Origin of the sequence: Flavitalea sp. (genome assembly GCF_035489435.1) — a bacterium.
Taxonomy (GTDB): Bacteria; Bacteroidota; Bacteroidia; order Chitinophagales; family Chitinophagaceae; genus DATHKG01.
In genome coordinates, this window is sequence record NZ_DATHKG010000017.1 from 98473 (window position 1) to 118589 (window position 20117).

16 protein-coding genes are annotated in these 20117 nt (G+C 41.8%); 11 read left to right on the forward strand and 5 right to left on the reverse strand.

Annotated elements, in window-relative coordinates; all coding sequences use genetic code 11:
- The first annotated feature begins 35 nt into the window (after nt 1–35).
- The 10 genes from VK664_RS02285 (at nt 36) to VK664_RS02330 (ending at nt 13564) form a co-directional block, all read left to right on the forward strand.
- Complete coding sequence (locus tag VK664_RS02285) at nt 36–1616, forward strand: TolC family protein (RefSeq protein WP_461396976.1); 1581 nt, start codon at nt 36–38, stop codon at nt 1614–1616.
- 171 nt (nt 1617–1787) lie between these two features.
- Nucleotides 1788–2453: an ABC transporter ATP-binding protein gene (locus VK664_RS02290; RefSeq protein WP_461396977.1), complete on the forward strand. Its 666-nt coding sequence runs from the start codon at nt 1788–1790 to the stop codon at nt 2451–2453.
- Between the two features lie 28 nt (nt 2454–2481).
- The gene (locus tag VK664_RS02295) at nt 2482–3717 is read left to right on the forward strand and encodes an ABC transporter permease (RefSeq protein ID WP_461396978.1); all 1236 of its coding nucleotides are present in this window, start codon (nt 2482–2484) and stop codon (nt 3715–3717) included.
- Between the two features lie 20 nt (nt 3718–3737).
- Complete coding sequence (locus tag VK664_RS02300) at nt 3738–4925, forward strand: ABC transporter permease (protein WP_461396979.1); 1188 nt, start codon at nt 3738–3740, stop codon at nt 4923–4925.
- Between the two features lie 21 nt (nt 4926–4946).
- Nucleotides 4947–6320 carry a sigma-54-dependent transcriptional regulator gene (locus VK664_RS02305; RefSeq protein WP_461396980.1) on the forward strand — a complete coding sequence of 458 codons (1374 nt, stop codon included), beginning with the start codon at nt 4947–4949 and terminating at the stop codon, nt 6318–6320.
- 84 nt (nt 6321–6404) lie between these two features.
- On the forward strand, nt 6405–7721 hold the full coding sequence (locus VK664_RS02310; RefSeq protein WP_461396981.1) for a sensor histidine kinase: 1317 nt from the start codon (nt 6405–6407) through the stop codon (nt 7719–7721).
- Nucleotides 7722–7857: 136 nt separating this feature from the next.
- Nucleotides 7858–10155, forward strand: a complete 2298-nt coding sequence (locus VK664_RS02315) for a S41 family peptidase (RefSeq protein ID WP_461396982.1) — start codon at nt 7858–7860, stop codon at nt 10153–10155.
- A gap of 103 nt (nt 10156–10258) precedes the next feature.
- On the forward strand, nt 10259–11608 hold the full coding sequence (locus VK664_RS02320; protein WP_461396983.1) for an alpha-L-fucosidase: 1350 nt from the start codon (nt 10259–10261) through the stop codon (nt 11606–11608).
- Between the two features lie 90 nt (nt 11609–11698).
- Entirely contained in the window at nt 11699–12865 is a 1167-nt protein-coding gene (locus VK664_RS02325) for a THUMP domain-containing class I SAM-dependent RNA methyltransferase (protein ID WP_461396984.1), read from the forward strand.
- 42 nt (nt 12866–12907) lie between these two features.
- On the forward strand, nt 12908–13564 hold the full coding sequence (locus tag VK664_RS02330; RefSeq protein WP_461396985.1) for a protein-L-isoaspartate(D-aspartate) O-methyltransferase: 657 nt from the start codon (nt 12908–12910) through the stop codon (nt 13562–13564).
- A 58-nt stretch (nt 13565–13622) separates the two neighbouring features.
- On the opposite strand, the gene VK664_RS02335 is transcribed toward VK664_RS02330, so the two are convergent.
- Nucleotides 13623–14471 (reverse strand): alpha/beta hydrolase, encoded by an 849-nt coding sequence (locus VK664_RS02335; RefSeq protein WP_461396986.1) that lies wholly within the window; start codon nt 14469–14471, stop codon nt 13623–13625.
- Between the two features lie 58 nt (nt 14472–14529).
- Between VK664_RS02335 and VK664_RS02340 the strand changes: the two genes are divergently transcribed.
- Entirely contained in the window at nt 14530–15336 is an 807-nt protein-coding gene (locus tag VK664_RS02340) for a Rossmann-like and DUF2520 domain-containing protein (RefSeq protein ID WP_461396987.1), read from the forward strand.
- 23 nt (nt 15337–15359) lie between these two features.
- On the opposite strand, the gene VK664_RS02345 is transcribed toward VK664_RS02340, so the two are convergent.
- The 4 genes from VK664_RS02345 to VK664_RS02360 all read right to left on the reverse strand — a co-directional run.
- Nucleotides 15360–15917 (reverse strand): DinB family protein, encoded by a 558-nt coding sequence (locus tag VK664_RS02345; RefSeq protein WP_461396988.1) that lies wholly within the window; start codon nt 15915–15917, stop codon nt 15360–15362.
- 219 nt (nt 15918–16136) lie between these two features.
- Nucleotides 16137–17858 (reverse strand): S8 family serine peptidase, encoded by a 1722-nt coding sequence (locus VK664_RS02350; RefSeq protein ID WP_461396989.1) that lies wholly within the window; start codon nt 17856–17858, stop codon nt 16137–16139.
- Between the two features lie 229 nt (nt 17859–18087).
- Nucleotides 18088–19641 (reverse strand): OmpA family protein, encoded by a 1554-nt coding sequence (locus VK664_RS02355; protein ID WP_461396990.1) that lies wholly within the window; start codon nt 19639–19641, stop codon nt 18088–18090.
- A 270-nt stretch (nt 19642–19911) separates the two neighbouring features.
- Nucleotides 19912–20117 (reverse strand): hypothetical protein (locus tag VK664_RS02360; RefSeq protein ID WP_461396991.1); only part of this gene is annotated, 206 nt, incomplete at its 5' end.

Consider the following 20117-nt stretch of genomic DNA (forward strand, 5'->3'; position numbering starts at 1 on the left):
ATTTAATAAAAATTTGCCGGCCAATAGAAATATTTATGGCACAGTTAATGACATCTGTCGGGCAGTTCCGGATATCCGCATTGCAGTCGCTGACATCCCCCCGGAAATTAAAGAGATCAACAACGCAGTTGATGATACTCAGCTGGCAGCTATTGATTTTGATATTCTGGCAGCTAATGATATTGATATTATTTTTTTCCCAGTCACTATCCGCCCAATCTGATTCAACAGAAGTGGAGGTATCGCTGGCACAGATCGTCGCAATGGCGAAGGCGAAGTCGATAGAATCAAAACAGGCTTCTACCCGTAAGGAAACAAAGTATTGGGAATATCGTGTGTATCGTTCAAATTACCAGCCCCAGTTGTTGTTAAGTGGTACACTTCCTGCCTATAGCAAAACTTTCAGCCAGGTAATTCAACCGGATGGAACAATCCAGTTTCAACCTATACATAACAATAACTCTTCACTCGAATTAAATTTCAGTCAGAGTATTGCGGCGACTGGAGGTACCATCTTTGGTACAACGCAATTGCAACGTTTCGATGATTTCGATCGCAAAAACAGGTTATATAATTCAGTCCCTTTCGGTATAGGTTATAGCCAACCTTTGTTTCAATTCAATACGCTTAAATGGGACAAAAAGATCGAGCCTTTAAAATACAATGAAAGCCGCCAGGCATTTATTGAATCGATGGAGAATATTTCGATTTCTGCCACTGACTATTTTTTCAACTTATTGATTGCCCAGGTAAATTTCGATATTGCAAAAACGAATCTTGAGAATACAAAAAAGATAATGGCAGTTGCCATGGAGAAACTGGAAATCGGCAGGATTTCTAAAAACGAAATTCTACAGTTGCAGCTTGAACAATTAAAAGCCGAAAAATCAATAGGCATCTCCAGGAGGGATATGGAGATAGCCTTACTGAATCTAAAAGCATATACCGGCATGAACGCTGTGAAAAGCATCAAGCTGGCTCTGCCCGCAACAATCACAACCATGACGGTGGAAACAGATAAAGTATTGGCTGAAGCCTATGCAAACCGTTCAGATGCGATAGCTTTTATGAGACAAATTGCAGAAGCCAAAAGGGATCTCACAAAAGCCAAAGCTGATAACGGCCTGAATGCTGCCCTTACTGCCAGGTTAGGTTATTCACAAGCCGGGGTGTCAATACCAAAAGCATATCGGTCACCACAGGATCAGCAGTTACTTCAACTCGAATTCACGATCCCGATACTTGATTGGGGCAGATCAAAATCGAGAACAAAAACAGCGGAAGCAAATCTAAAACTGGCTGAATATACCGTTGAGCAGGACAGGCAAAATTTCACACAGGAAATTGTTACGCAGGTCACCTTATATGAAATGATGAAGGACCAGGTGGCCATATCAGCAAAGGCAGACAGTATAGCCTCTGAGAAATATAATATCGCCCGGGAAAGATACGTGCTCGGAAACCTGAGCATTACTGACCTCAGTATTGCGTTCCAGGAAAAGGACCAGGGCAAAAGGGACTATATCGCAGCGCTTCGTGATTTCTGGGGGGCCTATTACCAGCTTCGTTATCTTTCATTATATGATTTTGAAAGGAATCAAAAGATAAATTATTAAGCGATTACAAACAGTTTCCATTATCAACTCGCAAAAAATATTTGGCCATCATTTACTTTTCTGGAAAAAAGCATTAAAGAAAAATTATGAACAGACACTTCAACTTATATATAAAAACCTTTAAACAATATTATTTAAGTAATCAAAATTGAACAACCTTAATTCCATTATATGATAACATTAAGAAACATCGAAAAAGTTTACAGAACAGACACCGTTCAAACCCAGGCCCTGAACCAGGTTAACCTCGATATCGAAAAAAAAGAATTTGTTTCCATCATGGGTCCGTCCGGCTGCGGCAAAAGCACGTTGCTTAACATCATGGGTTTGCTGGACAATCCTACAAGCGGGTTGGTTACTATTTCAGACAAGAATACCACAAAGCTGAACGATAAAGAGCTTGCCCGTTTCAGGAATAAGCAGATCGGTTTTATCTTTCAAAGTTATCACCTGATCAATGATCTTAACGTAATAGATAATGTTGAGTTGCCATTGCTTTACAGGAGCACATCAGCTAAGCAGCGCCGCGATCTTGCAAAAAGCGCGCTTGAAAAGGTGGGTCTTAGTAACAGGTTGAGGCATTTCCCTTCACAGCTTTCCGGTGGACAAAAGCAACGTGTCGCAATTGCAAGAGCTATTGTTGGGAACCCGGAAATCATCCTCGCTGATGAACCTACCGGTAACCTTGACAGCGCAATGGGAAATGAAATTATGAACATCCTGCTTCAATTGAATAACACCGAAGATACCACGATTGTAATGGTGACGCATGATGAATCGATGGCTAAGAAAACACATCGGCTTATCAGGTTATTTGATGGCAGCCAGGTTCAATAACCATTCAGCATTTAATTAATAATTCAATATGCTCAAAAATTATTTTAAAATAGCGATTGCTGTATTAAGAAGAAGAAAGTTCTTCACTTTTATCAGCCTGTTCGGAATCAGTTTTACACTGACTATCCTCATTGTATTGGCTGCATTTATAAACAATATAGCCCGTTCAGCATATCCTGATAAAAAAAGGGACAGGAGTCTTTATGTAATGCTGATGGATCAACGCTCGGAGAAAAATGGCCGTAACTCAGGCCCACCGAGTTTTTATTTCCTGGATCATTATGTCGGATCGATGAAGACGCCTGAAAAAATTTCGATTGCTTCAATGTTCAACGCGACGAATACTTATATCAACAATAAGAAACTTGTGATCAATGTAAAATATACCAATGATGCTTTCTGGGATGTGATGGAATTCGATTTTGTTGAGGGCAAACCTTATATCACGCAACAAATAAAAAACGCGGATAAGGTTACGGTCATTACGCGCGATACCAGGGACAGTTATTTTGGTGAAGGGGTTTCAGCAGTTGGTAAATACATCGAGACCGACAATGAAACATACCGGGTGATAGGAGTGGTAGAGGACGTGCCTGTTACGATGTTATATGCATACGGTGATATGTATCTCCCCTATACACTCTCCAAAAGGGACTACCTCAGTAAAGAATTGAATTCCAACTATACTGCTGTTCTTCTTGCTAAATCTGCGGCTGATCTTGACCAAATGAAAAGTGAATACCAGGATGTGGTTTCTAAGGTGCCCGTAAAAGGCAAAGAGTTTGATAAATTATACAGCCATGCTGATACTTATGTTGCGAGTTATACCCGCATATTACTTGGCGATGGTATGGAGTCAGGAATCGGGAAGATGTTCCTGATACTCTCATTGGTTGCTTTCCTCTTTATGTTACTGCCTACTATAAACCTGGTAAATATTAATACAAGCCGAATCATGGAACGTTCATCTGAAATTGGAGTTCGCAAAGCTTTCGGGGCTTCATCAGGTACTTTGGTGTTACAGTTTATAACAGAAAATATTATCCTCACGTTCCTGGGAGGTATTATCGGGCTGTTGTTATCATGGGGAATTATTTTCTATATCAATCAAAGCAATCTTATTCCGAATATCCATCTCACTATTGACTTTGGCGTGGTATTTCTAGGGGTGCTTTGCTGCCTGGTGTTCGGCTTTTTATCCGGTGTGTACCCTGCATGGCGGATGTCCCGGCTTCATGTGGTTACCGCACTTAAAGCGAATTAATAACAAATAAAACTTTTGAAATGATAAGGCATTTATTTAAAATGATCTGGAACAAGAAAAAGCAAAACATGCTGCTGATGGTTGAGATGCTGGCCTCTTTCATGGTCGTATTTGCTGTCTTCACATTACTGGTTTATAATTACCAGAATTACCGGAGAGAAATGGGATTTGAATCAGATAATGTCTGGGTCATCAATTTCAACAATTCAGAGAATATTGCCAGTCTCGATACAATCCTGATGTTCAGGGAGGCGATAAGAAATCAGTTAAAATCTATGCCTGAAATCAAAGCTGTTTCTTACAGTAGTGCCAATGTGCCATTCTCGATGTCAACCCATAACGGTACACTTGATCATAACAAACAGGGAATTTCCTCGGTGAATCGGTATACCGGGGAGGATTCCTATGATGATGTACTTGACCTGGAACTGAAAGAAGGGCGGTGGTTTACCAAAGCTGATTTCGGTTTAAAAGACAATGCCGTTGTGATAAATTCGGCACTTAGAGAAAGGCTTTTCGGAACCGGGCCTGCTGTGGGGCAATATATTGGTGATGTATCCGGTGATGAGCGCAGGAATAAAATTGTCGGAGTGGTAAAAGACACAAAATTTAAAGGAGATTTCCAGGCTGTTGAATATGATATGTTCCACCGTGCCGACACAGGGTCTTACAGATATCTGAGCCAGCTCATCGTCAAAGTTATACCCGGCGCCAGTACAGATTTCGAAGGCCGGCTCCATAAAACTATGTCATCAGCGATAAAAAATGCAAATGTTGAGATCGAACATTTATCTGAGAAAAGGGTAGTAAGAAATAATCTCTCGTTGGTGCCTATGATCATACTGCTTATAGTTGCAGGGTTTCTCATAATCAATGTGGCGCTGGGATTATTTGGGGTTTTATGGTATAATATCAGCAAACGCAGGGGTGAGATAGGCCTCAGGAGAGCCGTAGGTGCAAGTGGTGTTTCCATTTCAAAACAATTGGTTGGCGAAGCGCTGGTGCTATCCACGCTTTCTTTGATAATCGGATCTTTTTTTGCTATCCAGTTTCCATTGCTTCATCTTTTTGATCTTCCATCAGGGGTCTATATAATGGCCTGGCTGTTGTCACTGCTCTTTATCTATCTTCTCGTAATGCTTTGCGCCTTCTATCCCGGCAGGCAGGCGGCGGCCATTAATCCCGCGGTTGCATTGCATGAGGAATAATTATTAATATTGCCCCTTAATATGATCCTGATTATTGACGACGATATTGCTGTAAGAACTTCGCTGATACTGCTGCTGAGAGATAATGGATACGAAACGGCTTCTTTTGGTGTTCAATCAGAAGCGCTCGACTATCTTATAAAAAACCAGGTTTCCCTCGTTATTCTTGATCTCAATTTCACTATCGAAACCTCCGGCCGGGAGGGTATGCAACTACTCACAGAAATAAGGAAGATGAACACAACAGTACCTGTTATCCTGATAACTGGCTGGGGCAGCATAGATCTGGCAGTGGAAGGAATGAAAAAAGGTGCAAACGATTTTATTACAAAACCCTGGAGCAATGATCACCTGCTGCAATCAATAAAAACCCATATAAAGTTACAATCGCAGGCAATAAACCGGCCGGAAAGGAAAGAGCTCGATAGTATTTATAACCTGATGCATATTATCGGGGAAGATGATAAAATGCTGGAACTGCTTGAAACTGCGGGCCGGGTGGCGGCAACAGATGCGTCGGTTTTAATAATGGGCGAAAGTGGCACAGGCAAAGAATTGATTGCTGAAGCAATACATCAGAACAGCCCCCGCGTTTCAAAGCCATTTGTAAAAGTTAATCTCGGTGGTATTTCAACTTCATTGTTTGAAAGTGAAATGTTTGGTCATGTACGCGGTGCTTTTACCGATGCACGTACTGACAGGACAGGACGATTCGAGATGGCAAACAAGGGAACGATTTTTCTTGATGAGATCGGTGACCTGGATCCGGGCAGCCAGGTGAAGTTACTCCGCGTTTTACAGGACCGGACTTTCGAAGTACTTGGCAGTAGCCGCAGCAAAACAGTTGATGTACGTGTAGTGAGTGCAACCAACAGGGACCTTCACGAAATGGTTGCTAAAGGATCGTTCAGGGAAGACCTGCTTTATCGAATCAACCTGATTACCCTTCATGTTCCACCGCTGCGCGAACGCCCTTCGGATATTCCGCGCCTGGTTGATTTTTTTGTAACGAATCTTAAGGTCATCTATAAAAGGCCGACGCTTACAGTTAGCCGTGAGGCGATCAAATGGTTGCAAAAACTTCATCTTCCCGGCAATATCAGGCAATTGAAAAACCTCGTGGAAAGAACAGTGCTCGTCAGTAAAAATGATGAACTTGGTATTGCTGACTTCCAGAAACACCTTGAATTATCGCCGGGTAAAAAAGGAGCGGTTCAACTTCCCGATGTGGGATTGTTAACGCTGGAGGAACTGGAAGTCATGATGATTAAAAAAGCGATGGAGTTTCATAAAAGAAAAATTTCAAGGGCAGCCGCTTCCCTTGGATTAACAAGGAGTGCTTTATACCGAAGACTGGATAAATTTCAAATTCCCTACGATGAAGACCAGGATTAAATAATGAAGACGAGGATTAAATAGTGAAGACCAGGGATTTAATAATGAAGACCAGGGCTAAAAAATTATGATCAGGATTATATAATGAAGATCAGTACTAAGTATATATTGTTTGTTGTAATTGTACACCTGGCTGCACTGGTACTTTCCTTTTTTGTTTTTATTGAAGAGAAATGGATATTCCTGGTTGCAGAGGCGTTTATACTGATTTCAATTTATATAAGCTGGCAAATTTATCAGCAACTTATTCAGCCGCTCAACCTGCTGGTGCAGGGCGCTGAGGCCATTGCCGATCGGGACTTTAATACCAGCTTTATTGAAACAGGAACCTATGAAATGGATAAACTCATAAAAGTTTATAACCGTATGATGGATGAACTCCGGATCGAGAGAACAAAACAACAGGAACAGCATTTTTTTCTTGAAAAGCTGATTCATACTTCGCCAACCGGTATCATGGTACTCGACTATGATGGAAAGATTGAACAGGTGAATCCGATGGCTGCAAATCTGTTGGATATCGCGGTTGAGAAACTGGTGGACAAACAAATTAATGAGATGGACCACCCGGTACTCCTGAAGCTTAATATCATGCAATCAGGGGAATCAGCAATGGTAAAGATGGCAGCTGCAACTTATAAAGTTCACAAATCTCATTTTATGGATCGGGGCTTTCCGAGGTTGTTTGTGATGATCGAAGTGCTGACAGCGGAGATCCTGGAAGCGGAAAAAAATGCTTACGGCAAAGTAATAAGAATGATGGCCCATGAGGTAAACAACACCATAGGCCCGGTTAATTCCATCATGGATTCAGCGTTGAAGAAAATTTCTTCTATCCAGGGTGAAACGTCATTGAGCGAAGCCTTGCAAATTGCAGTAGACAGGAACACCAATCTCAATAATTTCATGCGCAATTTTGCCGACCTGGTTCGTTTGCCACCACCCCGGAAACAAAAGGTCGATCTTATGGCTATTCTAATGTCAACAGCAAGACTTATGGAAACAAGGGCGGGAGAAAAAAAGATTTGTTTCAATTATCCGGATCATACAACTGCATTTTTTATCTCTGCTGATCAGCAACAATTGGAACAGGTATTGATTAACATCATCAAAAATGCCATGGAGTCGATTGAAGAGGCTGGTGAAATAAATTTTAAGATTGATCCGGCTTCACGTACACTGGTTATTTCCGATACCGGGAACGGAATTGATAACGAGCTGGCTCAAGACCTGTTTAAGCCATTTTTCAGCACAAAAAAAGACGGGCAGGGGATAGGCCTCACCTTAATCCGCGAAGTACTATATAATCACGGTTTCAATTTCTCTTTAAAAACAATCGATGAACCTCCCAATCTCAACGGCCAACAAAAAAAACATACAAATTTTACCATACACTTCTAACTCTTGCTCTCCTTTTCAAAGGAACATCACTCATAACTCATAACTCCTCACTCATAACTCAATAACTCCACTCACAACTCACAACTGATTCACGAGAACTTTCCATAAATTGGTAAGATCTTAAACCCTTTTTACTATGCAAAAGATTTTCCTGCTGGTTTTTCTATTCAGTAGTTTTCATTGTTATACTCAAAAGAAAATTTATACTCCCGCTGAAATACAAAGACTTGGTGATCTTGGCCGGCTTTGGGGAGCATTGAATTATTTTCATCCGCAGATGGGATCAGGTAAAGTCAGTACAGACAAACTCGCACTGGAACCAATAAACGCTTTGATTTCAGATCCGTCAGAAAAAAGATTCAGAAAAAGTGTTCAAATGATGCTTGATATTATTGGTGATAAAGATGCCATAATCGTTCCCGAAAAAAAGGAAGAAAAAACAACTTTGTTTTTAAAAGATCCTGCAGTACCCTTTGTTCATAAACTGGCGGGCAATAAATGGTATATCGCGTTACCAACATTTGCCATGGAAATGAATCAGTACGTTGTAAAAATTCCGGGACTGATGCCTGATAGCTGGGACAGCGCATCTGCGATCATAATGGATCTAAGAAACGAAACGGGGATAACTCCCCATAACTACTATACTTTTTTATATGATTTTTTGCCCGCCTTAATCAAAAAACTTGCTGGTGGGGCTAAGCTCGCAGAAGTTTTTGAGCGGAACATTTATCACAGTGGATTTGTACCACAAACTGATGGCAGTTCAAATATTTATAAAAGTGGATGGATCACAGGTACCAAGGGGAATGTGGCGGAATCAACCCCAGGCAAGCCTTTAAGCAAACCTTTCGGTTTTGTGATCAACCAGAATACAAGCCCTGACGTAGTGATAAGGTTAATGGCTTTAAGACAGAGTGGGGTCTGCACAATAATTTATGAAAGTAATGGATACGGGTTTTTAACCGGGAGCAGTACGCCATTTGAACTTACTGATAGTGTGACGATAAATCTCAGGTACAGTGACTATATTATTACCGGGAACAAAACTTTACCTCAACCCGATTTAACAGTGGAACACCTTGCTGATACCGGGATGAATTCATCATTTATTACCAGGGCCTTCGGATTGGTTGCCGGTTATAAAGATCTCAACCCAGCAACTACAGAGTTGGATATGCAATTTATCCTACCTAAACCCGGAAGGTTCCCTGAAGATCAATTGCCATCCGCCGATAAGAGACTTTATGGCCTGTACAACTGGTGGAACGCGATTCAATATTTTAATCCGTATAAACATCTGATTCAAAATAACTGGGACAGCATTTTGTATAAATATGTTCCGGTGATGCTTGCTGCAGATGACAGTATCAAATATAACCTGGCAGTCGGGGCAATGGTTAGTGAAATTCACGATAGTCATGGATTTTTAGGCACTGTTCATTCCAATACACCGGCCCGCAGATTGTTCGGGTACTCTCCACCGATACAATTCAATTTCATTGAAGAAAGGCTTTACATTACGGCTATCGGGAAAGATAGTTTACAGGATATGACCGGCATCCGGATGTGGGACCAGGTAATATCCATAGACGGGAGTTCTGTAAAAGAGGCTTCAGAAAAATTCAGGCTTTATTTTGCAACCAGCAATGAAACAACTTTTAGTCGCGATGTGATCAACATGCTTCGTGGAGGTCCGCAAAATTCAATTTTGAAACTGGGCCTTTTGCGTAATGGTCAGAAAGTGGATGTGGAACTTAAACGATCCGGTCGTCCCGAAACAACAATGGACAGCGTTTACTTCAACGATAATTATAAGGTGATGCAAATGCTGCCCGGTAACATAGGTTATGTTAATATGGGTAAGCTGGGGACAAACCTGGTTGATAGCATGTTCAGGATGTTTGAAAAAACTACCGCGATAGTTTTTGACATCAGGAACTATCCGAGAGGAACTTCCTGGAGTATTGTACCGGGGCTTGCCTCAGAAATAACTAATGCCGTTATGTTTGATAAAACCTATGTGGATTATAACCACCTCACCGGTGGGGAAGACCAGGGCTCATTCAAATCATATTTCACCGTTTATCCAGACAAAAAACGAAAACCATACAAGGGTAAAGTCATTATGTTGTGCAATGAACAAACTCAAAGCCAGGCTGAATACACCATCATGATGTTCCAGGGAGCTACCAAAACAACTGTTATAGGAAGCCAGACTGCGGGCGCGGATGGAAATGTAACCGATGTGGTAATTCCGGGCGGTTACACGGCTTCATTCAGTGGCCTGGGCATTTATTATCCTGATGGAACACCAACACAGAGAACAGGAATAAAAATAGATATTAAAGTTAAGCCGACATTAAAAGGTATTAAAGCAAACAAAGATGAAGTGCTGGAAAGAGCATTGCAATATATTCGTACAGGAGACTAAGATATCTTGTGGACTAATTTCCTTTACTCTTAAATATTCCCGCTTATACAGAAACTAAATAACTCTTCTTTCTGGTTACGAAGGTTACATCAATATTAGCTATATGAAAAAAATTATCCTGGCTTTTTCGTTAATCCTTTTAGTGAATTTTTCCTATTCACAACAGGTTTCCAACAAACCGGAACGGGTGACCTGGTTCCAGGACCTGGCATTCGGCATGTTCATCCACTGGAACGTGGATGTACCCCTGGGTGTAGTGATCAGCCATTCGCTGGCGGGTGCTTCAGATGAATATGTAGAAAGATATATTAAAGAGATACCAACTTTTTTTAATCCGAAAAAATTCGATCCCGATGAATGGGCCACGCTTGCAAGGCTGGCCGGAATGAAATATGTGGTATTCACAACAAAGCACCACTCCGGTTTTTGTATGTTCGATACGAAAACGACTAAGTTCAATGTTATGAACACCCCGTTTAAAAGGGATATAACAAAAGAAATTATTGATGCATTCAGAAAGCAGGGTATTGCTATAGGGATCTATTTTTCACCGGAGGATTTTACCTTCCTTCATAAACAAAAGATACCAATAGGGAGACTTCAGCATCCAAAACATTACCCGGTCAATAATCCTGAGCTAATGGAGCATGATAAACAGCAGTTGAAAGAACTGTTGAATAACTATGGAAAAATTGACATCTTATTTATTGACGGACCTGGCGATGGCCTGCGTGAATTTGCCTGGCAACAGCAGTCGGATCTTGTGATTACCCGTGACCTGATGAAAACACCTGAGCAGGAGATCCCCGACAGGCCGCTGCCACGCCCGTGGGAGGCATGTTATACAATGGGTACGGACTGGCAATACAAACCAACCAACGATCCGCATAAGTCAGGCACCGAGATTATCAATATGCTGATTGAGATCAGATCAAAGGGAGGAAATTTCCTGATGAATGTCGGGCCAAAACCTGATGGTGAGATCCAGATTGAGCAACAGGAAAGGTTAAGAGAAGTGGCTCTATGGAATTTTGTGAACCGTGAAGCTATTTACCAGGTAAAACCATTGCCGGTGATCCGTGATCAGCAAACCTGGTTCACCCAATCAAACGACGGCAAAACTATCTATGCTATAGTTACGCGGAAATCTCCTGATGACTGGAAATACGGTGAGCGAAAGGATTTGCTATTGCCAATGATAACTGCTAATGATAAAACAAGGGTAAGCATACTTGGATATAAAAGCGAACTGGTAGAATACAAAAACGGGTTTGATGCTTCGCTTCGCTTTAGCGGTACCAGGCTGGGGCTCGCAATAAGCGCAGTAAATGGCCAGCGGCTTTATACGAATAACCGCTGGCCCAATGCGGTAGTGATAAAAATTGAAAATGCATCCTTCAATGCAACCGGTCAATCCGCAACAAATCAGTCAGCCGCAGATGGTGCCAAATAATTTTTATATCTATCACAAATACTACGGGTAAAATATAATTTCATAACGCTGGCTCTTGTTTAAGTCCGGAAGCGGTTACCTTCGCGGATTATGAACTTATTTACCAGCCAGGCACCGGTTACCATCACCTGTCATAAAAGACTGGCACCATATCTTGAAGAAGAAGTCAAAGAACTTGGATTCCAGGTAGAAGAAACTTTTATCACCGGTGTACGGATCACGGGTACAGTTACTGACTGTATTCGCCTTAACCTCAGTCTTCGTTCTGCCAGCCAGGTGCTTTATAGCCTGCGCAGGTTTAAGGCAGAAAATGCTGATGCGATATACCGGGAACTCAAAGACTTTCCCTGGGAAAACCTGCTTCCCGATCCTGGCTACTTTTCAGTGACAAGCAATGTGATGAATGATACCATCAACAACAGCATGTTTGCCAACCTGCGCGTAAAAGACGCCATTGTTGACCGCCTTCGTGATCAGCGTGGTTCAAGGCCGTCCACAGGCGCCGAACTTAACGGCACTGTAATTCATCTTTTCTGGAAAAATGACCAGGCAGAAATATTTGTAGACACTTCCGGTGATTCGCTGGCAAGACATGGCTACCGGCGCATCCCGGGCAGGGCCCCGATGCTCGAGGCGTTGGCAGCTTCTACTATAATGGCAACAAAATGGAACAGGAGCTCACCTTTTGTAAATCCCATGTGTGGCTCCGGCACCTTAGCCATTGAAGCAGCAATGCTGGCTACAAATACGCGCCCAGGCCTTTTCAGGACGAATTTTGCATTTATGCATCTCCGGCAATATAACGAAACGGTATACCTGGAAGAAAGAGGCAGGCTCGAAAACCAGATTATAGAGGTACCGGATCTTTCTATAATTGCTACCGACTATAGCAACCAGGCAATCGAAAATGCCCGTAAAAATGCCCGGGCAGCAGGGGTGGATGATATTATCCGCTTTGATGTCTGTGATTTTGCGGAGACCGAGGTTCCTGAAGGAAAGAAAGGAGTGATGTTTATTAACCCGGAATATGGCGAAAGACTCGGGCAAACAGATTTACTAACGGAAACATATAACCGAATCGGTGACTTTATGAAAAAGAAATGTGGCGGATATTTTGGTTATGTGTTTACGGGTAACCTTGAACTTGCCAAAAAAATCGGTTTGAAAGCTTCGAGAAAAATAGAATTCTATACAAGTACGATCGATTGTCGTTTGATGGAATATGAATTATATGAAGGTAGCAGGAGAGTAGTTTAATGATTTAAACGTTTTTGTTTTGATGTATATTTGCCTTTGCTTATGAGAACATTTGAAGACAATTACCGCCATAAAGGACTAAGAAAAAAACTCGTTGATACAGTGCGTGATAAAGGCATTACGGATGAACGTGTGCTTGCTGCTATCATGAATGTTCCAAGGCATTATTTCCTGGATTCAGCCTTCGACAAATCAGCCTACGAAGACAAGGCCTTTCCCATTGCTGAAGATCAGACTATTTCACAGCCTTATACTGTCGCTTATCAATCACAGCTCCTGGAACTCAAACCTTTTGAAAAGGTGCTGGAAATTGGGACAGGCAGTGGATACCAGGCTATTATTCTGGCAGAACTTGGTGCCCAGGTTTTTACCATTGAAAGACAACGAAAATTATTTGATCAGCATAAAAACTTTATCCTTCGGAATAAATATACAAACATCAAGTATTTTTATGGCGATGGTTATGAAGGATTGCCAACCTATGCCCCGTTCGACAAAATAATTGTAACCGCAGCCGCTGAGTATATACCTCCGAAACTGGTAGAACAATTAAAAATTAATGGGAAGATGGTGATACCTGTTGGCGGTCCCGGTGTTCAGCAAATGTTGCGATTAACAAAACTCAATGATGGTACAGTTGAAGAGGAGGTGTTTGATAATTTTTCTTTTGTGCCTATGATTAAAGGCAGGAACAACTGAAGAGAATTATGTGAAGAGAGATATGAATTATGAGTTATGAGTTATGAAATTGCATCAATTATTTATTCAGGAATTCGAGCACTTTTTTGATGACAATTTCATCTTTGTAAATCCTGCGATGACCGAGCCCTGTTGTTTTAATAAATTCGAGATGCCCATGGCCGTCATCTTTTACTTTTAATGCATCCTCCAGTGGCGTTATTTTGTCGGTGTCGTCATGTATCCAAAGAATCGAAGCTTTGGTATGTTTAATCGCCCGTCTTATGGAGTAATGGGCCGTCTCTTCTCCACCGCGTTTAATTACCAATTCATCAAAATGTGCACGCACCGATTCGTTCAAATTAAATATCCTGAAAAACCTGTCTACGGCAGAAGTTGTTTCTGTTGCCGGCGCGATCAGGGCAACCTTGCTGGTTTCGGTATCAGGGATTGTTTCCAGTGCATGCATCAGGGCAAGGCCGCCAAATGAATGCGCGATATAACAATCCATCGGTCCGAATCTCCCGATCGCAGTATGAATCGTATTAACATAATCGGGCAATAAAATCCTTTTCCCTCCTGATAGCCCATGTGCCGGTGCATCAAAGGCCAGCACTTCAAAATCAAGTTTTATTAGTTCGCTGATATACTGGTGAAAGTTTTTTGAGCTGGACTCAAAGCCATGCACAATCAGCACTTTTTTCCGGGCCGGGTGGTTCCAGCGAAAACCGCTGATCAGAATATTTTCAAGGCGGAAACTCAGCAATTCTCCATCTTCAAATACGGCTGCTGGTTTTGATGTTGATCTGTTTAAAGGCGTGGAAAATATCTTAAAGGCTTTTTTTGCTGCTTTTTTTGGGGAGACCATGGAAAGCAGTTGTAGGTTAGCGCGATAATATGCAAGCCCTAATTTTTGTACTAACTTCATGATCTCGCAGGTTGTAAGCGCAAATCTATCGGCAGAGTGACGAATACCAAAATATATTATGCGTACAGTTATCATTGGATCGGGAAATGTGGCTACTGTTCTGGGTAGAAAAATTTACGTGGCCGGTCACGACATCATACAGGTTTATAGCAGGAATGGCGGCGCTGCAGCCAGGCTGGCCAGGGAAACCGGTGCTGCACCATGCATAGAACCAGTTGCGATTGATATGACAGCTGACCTTTACCTGGTAGCGGTTTCTGATAGTGCTATCCCAGGTATTTCAGAATGGTTAAAAGTTAAGGACAAGCTGGTTGCCCATACAGCTGGTTCTGTTTCAATAGAGGCACTGAGAGGCTGCAGTTCGCGTTACGGAGTAATCTATCCTTTGCAAACGATAAGAAAAGAATCAAATACGCTGCCTGAGATTCCATTGTTAATAGATGGCAATGATGATCTGACAAAAACAGCATTATTTCAATTCGCTCAAACCCTATCGGGTAACGTCCAGGTTGCAGATGATAAAAAAAGGTCGCAGTTACATATAGCGGCAGTGATCATGAATAATTTTTCAAATCATCTTTATACACTTGCCGCAGATTTTTGCAGCAATGAAAATCTTGATTTCCGTTTATTAACACCGCTTATTTCAGAAACTGCTGAAAGATTAAAATACCTGAAACCAAACCAGGTGCAGACCGGACCTGCAATAAGGAAGGATTTGATAACCATTACCGAACATCTTGAAAAACTGAAGAATTATCCGGATCTATCTGAAGTTTATTCGCTGTTTACAAAAAAAATACTTGCATATTATGATGGCGTCAATATCGCCGAATCAGACCCGGAGAAAGCAGGCCCGCTTTAACGCTTAAAATATAAGTGTGGCACTCAGTTGTTTTTCTTCTTTTTTTTCTTATCCACTTTGATGTCAATATCAAACAGATATCTTTCCAGCATGATGTTCATGTGATGTTGCACATGTCCCGAACAAACAAAGGCCAAAGCCATCGCATTCATTCCTTTCCCGTTGGCTATACCGGCATGCAGCAGTTGATCTTCATCAAGGGATGCAAACATGAATTCTGTAGAAGCCCGGAGACATTCAAATTCGCCGACCAGGTCATCCCATTTACGTTTCACCGCTTTTGAAGTGATGGCCCATTCATTTTCATCAAAACCAGGTAATTGAGCAATATCCTTACGCGAAAATGTAAGTGCCCGGTATACAAATACCCGTTCAGCATCTACGATATGCTGCATCATTTCTTTTAATGTCCATTTCCCATCAGCATAACTGAAATTGATTTTTTTGCGGGGTATCTTCTTTAGGAGTTTACGAAAACTTTTTGTGTTTTTCTGCAGCGCAAGTACTGGATCCTTTTCGTTCACCAAATTGATATAGGTCCAAAATGATTCGGCGGCAATAGCATCAGGTCTGGAAATCATATTACTCAATTAAAAATTAACTGTTTCATCAAATAGATACGCCCATGTAAGGGTTTACATTAGGTGAAATTACTAAGTGGTTAAAATAATGGATGAAATATATACAAATATGGCTTAATTCGGCTATAGCAAAAAGAAAGGAGCCATAAAATCACTAACTGTGATCTTATGGCTCCCCTTATTTACTGAAATTGTTAATATTTTAATAACGTGCCGAAATCAACCTTTCTTGTTTTTCATGGTAGGCTTAGGATTTTTTGGAGCTGGTGTCTCTGTTCCTTCAGGTTTCAATGTTGAAGCAATTTTTGCAGCTTCATATACATTGATCACACCACCGGTGCGGCTGATTTCTGAAAGATTAATCATCTCATCAGTTCCTGGTTTTCTAACCTTGGAACTCAGTGGTTGTGCAGATTTTTCAAGGCAATATTTCACTTGTTTCGGACTTAGATAAGGGAAATATTCAAGCAGGAATGCTGCAGCGCCCGCAACCACCGGCGAGGCCATGGAAGTACCTTGTGCATTGCCATAGGTGGTTCCACCAGGTATTGTTGAATAGATCTTCACACCGGGAGCAAAAACATCAACCTGGTCCTTGCCAAAGTTTGAAAATGATGCGGTAATACCACCAGCTTTTTCATCGCCGCTGGCACCAACTGTTATCCAGTTTGAAGCCCGGATGTTTGTACCCGCTTCTATATTATTTGGAAAATTATCTGCCGTGTCAATATTCTTTGCGTCATTTCCGGCTGCATGCACAAGCAAAACACCTTTTGATTCAGCATATTTAACCGCTTCATCAACCCATTTCTTTTCAGGTGAGAAATCCTTTCCGAAAGACATATTGATAACCTTTGCACCATTATCTACCGCGTAGCGGATACCGAGTGCAACATCTTTATCATGTTCATCTCCATCAGGAACGGCGCGGATCATCATGATCTTAACATTGTCAGCAATCCCATCTATTCCTTTGCCGTTGCCTCTTGCAGCTGCGATGATACCTGAAACGTGGGTTCCGTGGAATGGGGTAGTGGCCATAACATCACCGTTGCCATAAAACTTATCATTTATATCATTTTCATTATCGCCGGTTATTTCGCCGCGATAATCTTTGGGAGCACTTGATTTGGCATTTGTTTTACCTTCAGCTTTTGCTTCTTCGCCACTGATAAACTCACCAAAGCCTTCAAGGAATTCAATATTGGAAACTTCCATCATATTGTTGGCCTTAAACAGGTATAACATGGAAGCCTTAGCGCTTTTTGGACCAGACTCAACTGTTTCAAACTTTTCAAGATCCAGACCGGTAAACGTATCTTTTTTTAGCGCGATTCGAAGTGTACTGTCATTTCTCTGGGCACTTTTCAAAACACGACGAAGTAAAACAACATCTACCGTTTCTTCATCAGAATCACCTTCAATTCTTGATTTGGCTTTCAACCATGTTTTGTATTCAGCTAGTTCCTCCCCTTTAAGTGTGGCTGTATCTATAACCTTATCACCATACTTTGTTTTAAGTTTATGATAAACCCTTGCGCCCTCATATGAATCCTTAGTGACGTTTTTACCGTCTTTATTACCAAGAAAATTCCATCCATAGATATCATCTATATATCCATTGCCGTCATCATCCTTTCCATTGCCCGGTATTTCTTTCGGATTGCGCCACAATACTTCTTTAAGATCTTCGTGAAGTGTATCTACTCCTGAATCAATCACTGCCACAATCACAGTTTTGCTTTTCAGGTTCTTCGACTTAATAAACTCATAGGCCTTGTTCAAACTAATGCCGCTGTATCCCTCAGAAGCTTTATCAAGCAAATGCCATCCTTTTGGTACTTCACCACTCCTTGGGTTCTTATCCTGCTGCGCCTGGGCAAAGGTGCCGGAAATAGCCAGGAGGCATGCGGCAAACGTTAATTTAACCATTTTACTCATTGTGACTTTTTTTATGACTTTCAATGTTAGATGTTAGCGAACGTAGTTTCGTTGGCCTGGACGTTCCAAAATAGACAATTTTGGGAATTCTTAACGATAATCCGGCAATTTATCAAAAATGAAGCCACTCATGACTTTATTACATGAGTGGCTTAGTATTGTTCAGAGTAATTGTCATTAGTCAAGAAATTAGTGCCCCAGGCATTGAAAACTTATTCTGACCGCTGGGTTATTCTTTCACCAATCTCATTTCAACCCGCCTGTTCGTGCTTTGTCCCAGTTTTGTATTATTACCCGCAATCGGTCTCTCCTGGCCATAGCCGGTCGCGCCCAATCTGCCAGCGTCTATTCCTTTGGAAACCAAGTATTTCTTAACTGAATTCGCTCTTTTCTGCGAAAGCAGCAAATTACTTTTTGCAGGACCTGTATTATCCGAATGGCCGTCAATCTGTAGATGCAGACCAGGATTATTTGCAAGGATAGTCGCGACCTCATCAAGCCCGGTGTAAGATTTCTTTTGAATCTTCTCACTGCCGGTGTTGAAGAATATATGCTTCGCAGCAAAATTAACTTTTTCAATTATTTCCTCCCTGATCTCAGGACAACCCTTGTTGGTAACTGACCCGCTAACCTCAGGACAACCGTCCTCATCATCATTCACTCCATCGCCATCTTTATCAGGAACCGGGCATCCATTGTATTTTGCAACTCCTTTTTCTGAAGGGCATTTATCGTTTTCGTCATCAATTCCATCACCGTCTGTGTCAGGCACGGGACAACCTTCATATTTCGCTGTACCCGCAACTGCCGGGCATTTATCAAGTTCATCATTGACACTGTCTTTATCGGTATCAGGAATGGGGCAACCATTATATTTGACTAATCCTGTAACCCCTGGACAATTATCAGATTCATCGGGTACACCATCATTGTCCGTATCAGTAGCAGGGCAACCAAGATATTTTTGAAGGCCGGGAATATCCGGGCATTTATCAGATTTGTCGGGTATACTATCTCCATCAGTATCTTTTAATACCGGCGGGGCAATTTTATTTAACCAGATTGAGAGAGAAGCACCAATTACCTTGTTTTTAAAATCAGCACTATAAGAGCTTTTGTAAAAGCTGGTAAGCCCTTCACTATAAAATCCGGTAACCATCACATTGCCTATATCAAAGCCGGCCCTGATGTTATAACCAAAGTCCAGGGTATTGATTTTATTCTCACCTTTTCCGACTTCAATATTTGTTTCTTCATTGATGTTTTTCAAACTTCCTTCGAGGTCATAATCCGGATCGGAGCTCATATTTCTTTTAAAAGTCCGGGTGGCAGATGTCTCTTTTCCGTTGTAAAAAAATGACACATATGGTCCTGCCGATACCAGGAAGCCCGCTTTTTTTCCGAGCTTAAAACGATAACCAAGATTCAATGGAACTTCAATATAACTCGTGAAAAAGTTGTTGCTATAAAACACTGAATCCACGGGCTTATAAAACGAGGTGTCGTTTTGCTTGAAATACTTATTGCCCTTGGTTGAATATAAAAATGCCGGCTGAAAGAACACGGTTTGAGCCGTATTTAAGGGAACCGAAAGCATAAATCCCAAATGAAAGCCGCTACGATTCTGGTAAAAAGGTTTTGTGTCTGTTTCCCAGCCCGGAATTTCGTTTGTTTCTTTAATGGATGAGGATTGTGGTCCACCCAGGAGCGAGACCCGAACTTGTGACCAGGTGTTATTGGTTAAAGCAAGGATAAGCAGTAGGAGGGTACAGGTTTGTTTCATAACAGTGTCTTCTCAGGTGCATAAAACGCTTTAGATGCTCTTTTATTGCGGGTTTGGTTCATCAGATTGAGAGCACTCTTTATGCAACAGTTTTTGGTCGCTTCTTCGCTCCGTTGGGAGCGGGATTGTGCCTTTTTGCGGCTGTGTCCCGTGGTTAATGCCTTTGCTCATGTCCCGCACGTGCGGGATTGTCTCCGATCGGCTTTTTTGCCCTGATCAGCTTTGTTAGGGTTTCTTCAAGTGCTGGTTGCAGTATCGCCCTGATCGGCTTCAGTAACTTCGACCACGGTACGACATGCTGGTTTGCTTTCTTTGTTTACCAGCATTATTATGCAACAGTTTTTGGTCGCTTCTTCGCACCGTTGGGAGCGGGATTGTGCCTTTTTGCGGCTGTGTCCCGTGGTTAATACCTTTGCTTATGCTGGGAGTGGTTCTTGTCTCCGATCGGCTTTTTTTGCCCTGATCAGCTTTGTTAG